The sequence below is a fragment of the Trinickia sp. genome (assembly GCF_051961175.1).
Taxonomy (GTDB): Bacteria; Pseudomonadota; Gammaproteobacteria; order Burkholderiales; family Burkholderiaceae; genus Trinickia.
Window position 1 is genome coordinate 1 of record NZ_JBQCDN010000130.1, and the last position, 8,088, is coordinate 8,088.

An 8,088-nucleotide genomic window follows, 5' to 3' on the forward strand; every position below is an offset into this window, starting at 1 on the left:
CGCGCGCGGCCGGATCTCCGCGGGCTCGATCGGAGGATGCCGGGCGTGGAGGGGCTTACGGCGCTGCGCACGCTGCGCGCGACGGGCGACGACATCCCCGTGATAATGCTCACGGCGCGCGCCGACGACGTCGATCGTATCGTCGGGCTGGAGCTCGGCGCCGACGATTACCTCGGCAAACCGTTCAACCCGCGCGAACTGCTCGCGCGCGTGCAGGCGGTGCTGCGCCGGCGCCGTACGATTCCGTCGGCCGCCCCGGAGCAGCGTGAGCCATTCCCGTTCGGACGCTTCCAACTCGATTTCCAAGCGCGCACGCTCAATCTCGAGGGGCGCCCGCTGACGCTCTCGGGCAGCGAGTTCGCGCTTCTGAAGATTTTCGTGAATCACCCGATGCGTACGCTCACGCGCGAGCGGCTGCTCGAGTTGCTGCACGGGCCGGAGTACGACGGCACCGATCGCGGTATCGACGTGCAGGTCTGGCGGCTACGGCGCATCCTCGAATCGGACCCGTCCACGCCGCGCTTCATCCAAACCGTACGGGGCCGCGGCTATGTCTTCGTCCCCAACGGCGAACCGAATGCGGCGCCCAATTGATTCGCTGTTCGGCAGGCTCGCGCTGCTCGTCGTCGCGGTTCTGCTGATTTCGCACTTCGCCTGGTTCGTGCTGATCCGGGTCGAGCGCAGCCAGTCGCAGACGCGCTACGCCGTCGAAGAAGCCGCCTTCCTGGTGGACGCGGTGCGGCAGCACGTCGCCCGCACCCCCACCGTTCCGCTGCCGTCGCGTGTGCGGCTCGTCGATCCGTCCAGCGCGGAGGTGCCGCAGCCCGAGCAGGATTTGCCGCCGCCGCTGACGCGCTTCGCCGACGATGTCCGCGATCGCCTGCCGCCCGGCTCGCTCGTGCGCATCGGGCCGCCGCGCCGGCCGCCCACGCTGTGGGTGCACGAGGCGGCCGATCAAAACTGGATCGTGGTGCCGATGACGTCGCTGCATCCGCCGCGGCCGCGAGACCAGATGTTCGAATGGCTCGCCACCATCTTCTCGCTGGCGGTGATGTGCGCCCTGTTCGTCGCGTGGCGTTTGCAGCAGCCGCTGACGGCGCTCGCGCAAGCTGTCGTGCGTTTCGGGCGGGGGCAGAGCGTGCCGCCGCTCGCGGAGCGCGGCCCGCGCGAGCTACGCGAGCTGACGCACGGGTTCAACCAGATGGTGCGCGAGGTATCGCGCACGGAGCAAGACCGCGCCGTCATGCTCGCGGGCGTGGCTCATGATCTGAAGACGCCGCTCGCGCGGCTGCGCTTGCGGGCCGAGATGATGGAGGAGGCCAAGCTGCGGGACGGCGTCGTGCGCGACGTCGACGCGCTCGCCCACATCGTCGATCAATTCCTCGTCTTCGCCCACGACGGTTCCGACCGCAGCGAACCCGTCGAAGTCGACGAGCAATGCGCGCGCATCGCCCGCACCTATCGTGCCGTCGCGCCGGGCAGCCCCGCCATCCGCACCGAGCTGTCGGCCGGAGCGGGCTTTCTGTTGCCGACGGCGACACTGGAGCGAATCCTCTCGAACCTGCTCGACAATGCGCATGCCTACGGTGCGCCGCCCGTGGTGATTGCCACTGAACGCACGCAAGCGGGGTGCACGCTCTCCGTAAGCGACCACGGCCGCGGCATCGCACCGCAGGATCTTGTCAACGCAAGCCGGCCCTTCGTGCGGCTTGACCCGGCGCGCGGCGGCAACGGCCATAGCGGCCTGGGGCTCGCGATCGTCGAACGGCTCGTACGGCGACTGGGCGGGGTATGCGAAATCGGGAATGCGCCGGAAGGCGGCCTGCGCGTGGCGATGACGTTTCCGGCCGCCGCCATGACACGTCCGGCGCAGCAGTCAGCCGGCGCCTGGTAGCGCCCGGCCGCGGCAAGCCGCCCGGCGCAACGGGCTAGTGCCCTGTCCCGAATGTCATTCCGCGAACAGGGAATCGAGCGCGGCGGCCGCCTCGCTGTCTACCGTGTTGTACGTGACGCTGTTCGCCTCGAAGATGTAATGCGTCGTGTACTTGCCGAGCCGCGCGAGGATTTCCTCCTGGATCTCCTCCGGTTCGGTGTCGAGCTTCAAATACCATGAGGTGGACGACAGCCTGGTCTGGAACGCGCCGTATTCGGCCATGAGTTCATCGAAGGCCTTCGCATCCTGGTCGCGACAGACGATGACCAGATTTCCTTTCATGCGCATCTCCCTTGTCGATCGGTAGGTTCACTCGCCACGAGAATTGATCATACCCGCTCTCGCCGAAGTATCGATCGTTCGCCTATTTTCCCTCGTGCCCAGGGCCGTCCGGCTCGCCCCGTGGGTTCCCCGCGACGCCGCTTCGCGGCATAATTTCACGTTTGTTCGCCGCCCGGGGCATTTTTCGCGCGGTCGGGTGCCTGCGTCGTCTTTTCCGTGACGAAAGGCTGCGATGAGCGATTTTCGTCGACGTACGCGCAACGAACGTTGCAATTCGATTGGAGGCGCCTGGCGCCTGCGCGGACGCTCAGGCCGATATCGAAGCCGGACTATGCGGCGCATGCGCATCGATCGGCGCGCCCGGTGCGAATTTTGTGGCCCGCGCGGTTGTGCCTGAAACATAGGTTGTAGTAGTGTCGTGCCGTCGAAAGGGCGGCAAGGGCCGGCAGCCAGGACGGACGGCCCAGCAGTCAACGATTCGCGCCAAAAAACGCATCACCGCAACCATACGCTCGTCATGCTTGTATTCCGTGTCTCGGATCGTTCCGCCGTCCCGTGCGTGTACCGCCGCGCCAGTTTGCCGGCGCTGCCCGGCTGTGCAGCGGGCCTGCTCCTCTCCGCTCATCGCTCGCCGCCGTGCGTGAAGGGGGCCTGATGGATTTCGGCTTCAACCTGAACCGCACAGCGAACGCTTCGGCGTGGCGGCTGGCGCCCAACCGCTGGGATTTCGTCGCGTTCCCGCTGATCATCTGCGCGATCGCGATGGCCGCGATCGGCTTCCACCAGACGATGGCGCCGATCTCGACGCTGAAGACGCAAGTCATCTCGCTGAATCCGGCGATGCTGCCCGAGTACGCCCTGCGCACGACGCTGCGCATGCTCGCCGCCATGGTCGCATCGCTCGTCTTCACGCTCGTGTACGGCACATTGGCCGCCAAGAGCCGGCGTGCGGGCATGGTCCTCGTGCCGATCCTGGACATTCTGCAATCGGTGCCGGTGCTCGGCTATATCTCATTCACCGTCACCTTCTTCCTCGCGCTGTTTCCGGCGCGCGTGCTCGGCGCCGAGCTCGCGGCGATCTTCGCGATCTTCACAAGCCAGGCGTGGAACATGACCTTCAGCTTCTACCAGTCGCTGCGCACGGTGCCGCGCGACCTGGACGAAGTGTCGCGGGGCTTTCACCTCACGGCCTGGCAGCGCTTCTGGAAGCTCGAAGTGCCGTTCTCGATGCCGGGCCTGATCTGGAACATGATGATGTCGATGTCGGGCGGCTGGTTCTTCGTCGTGGCATCCGAAGCGATCACCGTCGGCAACAACACGATCACACTGCCGGGGATCGGCGCGTATCTCGCGCAAGCGATCGCGGACAAAAACCTGACCGCCATCGGCTGGGTGATTCTGACGATGTCGGTCGTCATTTTGGCCTACGATCAATTGATGTTCCGTCCGCTTGTGGCATGGGCCGACAAGTTCCGGATGGAAACGACGAGCTCGGGCGACGCGCCGGAATCGTGGCTGCTCGACCTCGTGCGCCGCACGCGGCTCATCCATCTGCTGCTCGTGCCCGCAGGCTGGGTCTTCGCCAAGCTCGCGCGTCTGCCGTTGCGTCTGCCGCGCGTGGATACCGCCACCTTCGCGCGCCTGGCGAAGGGCGATAAGCGCTCGCTGGCCGGCGATATCGTCTGGGGCGTGCTCGTGCTGGTGGGTACTGTCTACGTTGTTTGGCGCGTCGTGGCTTATGTGCGGACGGGCGTCACCGGCGCCGACGTGGGCCACGTCCTTGTCCTCGGCTTCATCACGTTGGCGCGCGTCGTCGTGCTGATCGCGCTTTCGTCGCTGATCTGGGTGCCGATCGGCGTGAAAATCGGCCTCAAGCCCGCCCTGGCCGAGAAGGCGCAGCCGATTGCCCAGTTCCTCGCCGCTTTTCCGGCGAATCTGCTGTTTCCCGTCTTTGTGATCGCCATCGTGCGGTTCCATCTGAATGCCGATATCTGGCTGTCGCCGCTCATCGTGCTCGGAACGCAGTGGTATATCCTGTTCAACGTCATCGCGGGCACGACGGCCTATCCGAACGACTACCGCGAAGCGGCGACGAACTTTCGCATCCGCGGCTGGCAGTGGTGGCGTCAGGCCATGTTGCCCGGCATCTTCCCGTACTACGTGACGGGGGCGATCACGGCATCGGGCGGTGCGTGGAACGCGAGCATCGTGTCGGAATTCGTGCAGTGGGGCGATACGAAGGTGGCGGCGCACGGGCTCGGCGCCTATATCGCGCAATACACGGCAGCCGGCGATTTCCCGACGATCATTCTCGGCGTTGCCGTCATGTCGCTGTTCGTGACGTTGTTCAACCGTCTGCTGTGGCGTCCGCTGTTCGCCTATGCGGAAGCGAAGCTGCGGCTCGACTGATTCACGCCGTCCAGGCGCGCCGCTGGCGGCGGTGCGCCGACCGAATGCTCAATTCAAGAGTGAAGCGCAATGCAAAATCCCAAAGCTGACTTAAGCGCCGCGCCGTTCGCCGCGACGGCCGCGGCCGCCCCGCGTACGGGTGAGGAAGTCCTCAACGTCAAGGGCGTGCGCCGCGGCTTTTCCAAGGCGCAGGGCGAGCTGCTCGTGCTCGACGATGTCAATCTTTCGCTGCGCGAAGGCGAGATTGTCGGGCTGCTCGGGCGTTCGGGTTCAGGTAAATCGACATTGCTGCGTATCATCGCGGGCCTCATCGAGCCGACCGCCGGCGAAGTGAGCTACCTGGGCGAGCCGCTATCGGGTCCCGCCGAGGGCGTGGCAATGGTGTTTCAAACGTTCGCGCTGTTCCCCTGGCTGACGGTCCTGCAAAACGTGGAAGCAGGGCTCGAAGCGCTGGGCGTCGGGGCGCGCGAGCGGCGCGAGCGTGCGCTCGCGGCGATCGACCTCATCGGTCTCGACGGCTTCGAAAACGCCTATCCGCGCGAGCTGTCGGGCGGGATGCGCCAGCGCGTGGGTTTTGCGCGCGCGCTGGTTGTAGACCCGACGCTGCTCCTCATGGACGAGCCCTTTTCGGCGCTCGACGTGCTGACGGCCGAAACGCTGCGCACCGATCTGCTCGATCTGTGGACGCAGCGGCGCATGCCGATCAAATCGGTGCTGATCGTCACGCACAATATCGAAGAAGCGGTGTTCATGTGCGATCGGATCCTCGTGCTCGCGTCGAACCCGGGCCGCGTGCTGGCGGAGATCAAGGTGCCGTTCGCACATCCGCGCAACCGGCTCGATCCGGCCTTCCGGCGGCTGGTTGACGAGATCTACGCGAAGATGACGGCCCGCCGCACCGACGAAGCGACGAAGAAGGGTCTCGAACTCGGCAGCTGGCTGCCCAGCGTGTCGACGAACTTGATGGCGGGCTTGATCGAAACGCTGGCCGCCCCGCCGTACCATGGGCGAGCGGACATGCCGGAAATCGCGCGCTCGCTGCATCTCGAAGTCGACGATCTGTTCCCGATCGCGGAAGTGCTCCAGCACCTCGGTTTTGCCGACGTGCGCGAAGGCGACATCTTCCTCACGCCGCCGGCGCGCGTATTCGCCGAATTCGGCACGCAAGAGCGCAAGATGATGTTCGCCGAGCATCTGCTGCGGCACGTACCGCTTGCGGCGCGAATCAAGAAGGTGCTCAACGAGCGGCCCGGCCACCGCGCGCCGCGCGTGCGCTTCGAGCAGGAACTCGAGGATTTTCTATCGGACAGCGCCGCCGAAGAAACGCTCGACGCCGTCATCAACTGGGGCCGTTACGGCGAGATCTTCTCGTACAACGACCAGACCGAAATCTTCAGCCTCGAAGACGTCGAGTCGTAAGCTCGCAAGCGGCTAGGCGAGCGAGCCTATCGATTGCATCGGCCGCATCGGGCTGCTGAATGCGCCGCACACGTCTCCTCCCCCGGGGCGTATGCGGCGCGTTTGTTTTTACGCCTCCGATGCGTCGGCGTCGCTTTCGTCCTCGTAGGCGCCTAGGCGGTTATAGAGCGTCTTCAAGCTCACCCCCAACGCCTTTGCCGCCCGGCGCTTGTCTCCGCCGCAATGCTTGAGCGTGCCGAGGATAATCTGCCGTTGCGCTTCGGCCAGCGGCGTGCCAACCCAAATGCTCATCGCATCGCCCTGCGTGACGGCCTTCTTCGAGCGCGCGGCAAGCCGAGGATGCTCGATCTCGACCGCTTTCTCCGCGAGAATGAAGGCCCGATACACGCTGTTCTTCAATTCGCGCACGTTGCCGGGCCACGAGTAGGTGCGCAGCGTTTCCCTCGCCCGTTTGCTGAACGCTTTGTGGGTCCCTTCTTGCGCGTTCAGTTCGGCGAGAAAGTGCTGGGCGAGCAATTCGCGATCGCCTTCTCGTTCGCGCAGCGGCGGCGCGCGCAACGGAAACACGGCGAGCCGATACATCAAGTCCTCGCGCAAGCCGTTTTCCTTCACGGCCACGAGCGGATCGCGATTCGTCGCGGCGATGACGCGCACGTCGCTGTGCAGCAGCTCGTTCCCGCCAACGCGATAGAACGTTCCTGTTTCGAGCGCGCGCAGTAGCTTGACTTGGCGAACCGGCATCATCTCGGTGATTTCGTCGAGGAACAGCGTGCCGCCGTTCGCATGCTCGAAGTAACCGGCGCGGCCCTGCACGGCACCGGTAAAGCTGCCACGTTCATGACCGAACAATTCCGCTTCGAGCAGGCTGTCCGGAATGGCGCCGCAGTTGACCGCGACGAACGGGCCGCTCTTGCGCGAGCTGCGATCGTGGATCGTGCGCGCGATGAGTTCCTTGCCGGTGCCGGATTCGCCGACCACCAGCACCGTCGCGTCGGTGGACGCGACGCGCTCGATTTGTTCGTACAGCTCCAGCATCGACGGCGAGGAGCCGTAGAGCATGCCGTACGATTCGAGCCCCGCCGCGTCGCGTGCGAGGCTTGCTGCGAATCGTGCCGCTGCGTCTCGGTCCGGCGCCGCGGCTGGCGTTTCAACATCGGTAGACTCGGGCATGTGATTGCAGTCCATGGAGCGCCGCCGCTTGGAAGAAGTGGCGCGACCTTCCTTCGGCGGCGATGCGCGTAGCGAGTTCCAAAAGAGTATTTAACCATGCAACGTGGGCTGCACGCACCCGCGTCGTGCGGCATGCCGGGCACGAAAACTGCGGCTGGCCGAATTCGGGCGGTGTGCGGAACTTGGCGGGTCCGGATCGATCCCAAGAGAATCCGGGCGGCACGCGAGCGCCGCTTCACCTTGCATTCGTCAATAAACCGAGCAATGCCAGGGGGATCTTATGGCTCGTCCTAAAATCGGCATTTTTGGCGCGCTCGTCGCGGTTGGCGGCGTTATCGCTTGGCGCTGGGCGCAAAAGCATCGCGCTTCGCAGGCGCGGCTCGCTGGCGAGCTGAGCCGGTGGGAGGGCGAAGGCGGCGCGGTGGTCGCCGGCGCGCCCGCCACGCCGGCGATGTCCGACAGCGGTCCCGGGCGCGATGTCATGCCCAACGGTGCGGGCCACGGCGCTTTCGGACGCATCGGCGGTACGCGCGACGCGTGGATCTTCCCTCACGGGCATAGCTGACGCCGCTTTCCGCGCGCGGTGGTACCGAGGGCGCCGCCGGCTGGGCGGCGCCCGTTTTACATGGGGTGTACCGAATGGCTCGCGCGACTCGTCTCGTCTAGGCACAATATCGCCACGAGCCGCGCAGGCGGCCCGGGCTCGCGCCGCGCGCCGGGGTATGCCCCTCTTTCAACTTATTCATCTACTGACCAGCGAACACGATGCCACATGTGCTGATAGTCGACGACGACCCCGAAACCCGCGAAGCGCTCGTATCGATCATTGCCGCCGACGGCTTGACGACCGCGACGGCCGGCGATTTGCGCGAGGC

General features: G+C 65.6%; 7 protein-coding genes. 5 read left to right on the forward strand and 2 right to left on the reverse strand.

Annotation, left to right across the window (positions count from 1 at the left end; translation table 11 throughout):
- On the forward strand, positions 1-594 hold a 594-nt coding region (locus ACTHL0_RS07225), incomplete at its 5' end, for a winged helix-turn-helix domain-containing protein (RefSeq protein WP_440565986.1).
- Positions 578-1,894 carry an ATP-binding protein gene (locus ACTHL0_RS07230; RefSeq protein WP_440565987.1) on the forward strand — a complete coding sequence of 439 codons (1,317 nt, stop codon included), beginning with the start codon at positions 578-580 and terminating at the stop codon, positions 1,892-1,894. The genes ACTHL0_RS07225 and ACTHL0_RS07230, both read left to right, overlap by 17 nt.
- 54 nt (positions 1,895-1,948) lie before the next feature.
- Here the strand turns inward: ACTHL0_RS07230 and ACTHL0_RS07235 are convergent, their stop codons facing one another.
- Complete coding sequence (locus tag ACTHL0_RS07235; RefSeq protein WP_440565989.1) at positions 1,949-2,215, reverse strand: double-stranded DNA-specific endonuclease; 267 nt, start codon at positions 2,213-2,215, stop codon at positions 1,949-1,951.
- Positions 2,216-2,869: 654 nt separating this feature from the next.
- Here ACTHL0_RS07235 and ACTHL0_RS07240 point away from each other — a divergent pair.
- Both ACTHL0_RS07240 and ACTHL0_RS07245 read left to right on the forward strand, forming a co-directional pair.
- The gene (locus ACTHL0_RS07240; RefSeq protein ID WP_440565992.1) at positions 2,870-4,624 is read left to right on the forward strand and encodes an ABC transporter permease; all 1,755 of its coding nucleotides are present in this window, start codon (positions 2,870-2,872) and stop codon (positions 4,622-4,624) included.
- 69 nt (positions 4,625-4,693) lie between these two features.
- Positions 4,694-6,043 (forward strand): ABC transporter ATP-binding protein, encoded by a 1,350-nt coding sequence (locus ACTHL0_RS07245; RefSeq protein ID WP_440565993.1) that lies wholly within the window; start codon positions 4,694-4,696, stop codon positions 6,041-6,043.
- 108 nt (positions 6,044-6,151) lie between these two features.
- Here the strand turns inward: ACTHL0_RS07245 and ACTHL0_RS07250 are convergent, their stop codons facing one another.
- The gene (locus tag ACTHL0_RS07250; RefSeq protein ID WP_440540194.1) at positions 6,152-7,213 is read right to left on the reverse strand and encodes a sigma-54 interaction domain-containing protein; all 1,062 of its coding nucleotides are present in this window, start codon (positions 7,211-7,213) and stop codon (positions 6,152-6,154) included.
- A 280-nt stretch (positions 7,214-7,493) separates the two neighbouring features.
- Between ACTHL0_RS07250 and ACTHL0_RS07255 the strand changes: the two genes are divergently transcribed.
- Positions 7,494-7,778, forward strand: a complete 285-nt coding sequence (locus ACTHL0_RS07255; RefSeq protein ID WP_440540193.1) for a hypothetical protein — start codon at positions 7,494-7,496, stop codon at positions 7,776-7,778.
- Positions 7,779-8,088 lie beyond the last annotated feature (310 nt).

What these genes read in the sequence shown, in the direction of transcription:
- ACTHL0_RS07230 (WP_440565987.1), top strand. Translation starts at nt 578, where the DNA reads ATGCGGCGCCCAATTGATTCGCTGTTCGGCAGGCTCGCGCTGCTCGTC.
- ACTHL0_RS07235 (WP_440565989.1), bottom strand. Translation starts at nt 2,215, where the DNA reads ATGAAAGGAAATCTGGTCATCGTCTGTCGCGACCAGGATGCGAAGGCC.
- ACTHL0_RS07240 (WP_440565992.1), top strand. Translation starts at nt 2,870, where the DNA reads ATGGATTTCGGCTTCAACCTGAACCGCACAGCGAACGCTTCGGCGTGG.
- ACTHL0_RS07245 (WP_440565993.1), top strand. Translation starts at nt 4,694, where the DNA reads ATGCAAAATCCCAAAGCTGACTTAAGCGCCGCGCCGTTCGCCGCGACG.
- ACTHL0_RS07250 (WP_440540194.1), bottom strand. Translation starts at nt 7,213, where the DNA reads ATGCCCGAGTCTACCGATGTTGAAACGCCAGCCGCGGCGCCGGACCGA.
- ACTHL0_RS07255 (WP_440540193.1), top strand. Translation starts at nt 7,494, where the DNA reads ATGGCTCGTCCTAAAATCGGCATTTTTGGCGCGCTCGTCGCGGTTGGC.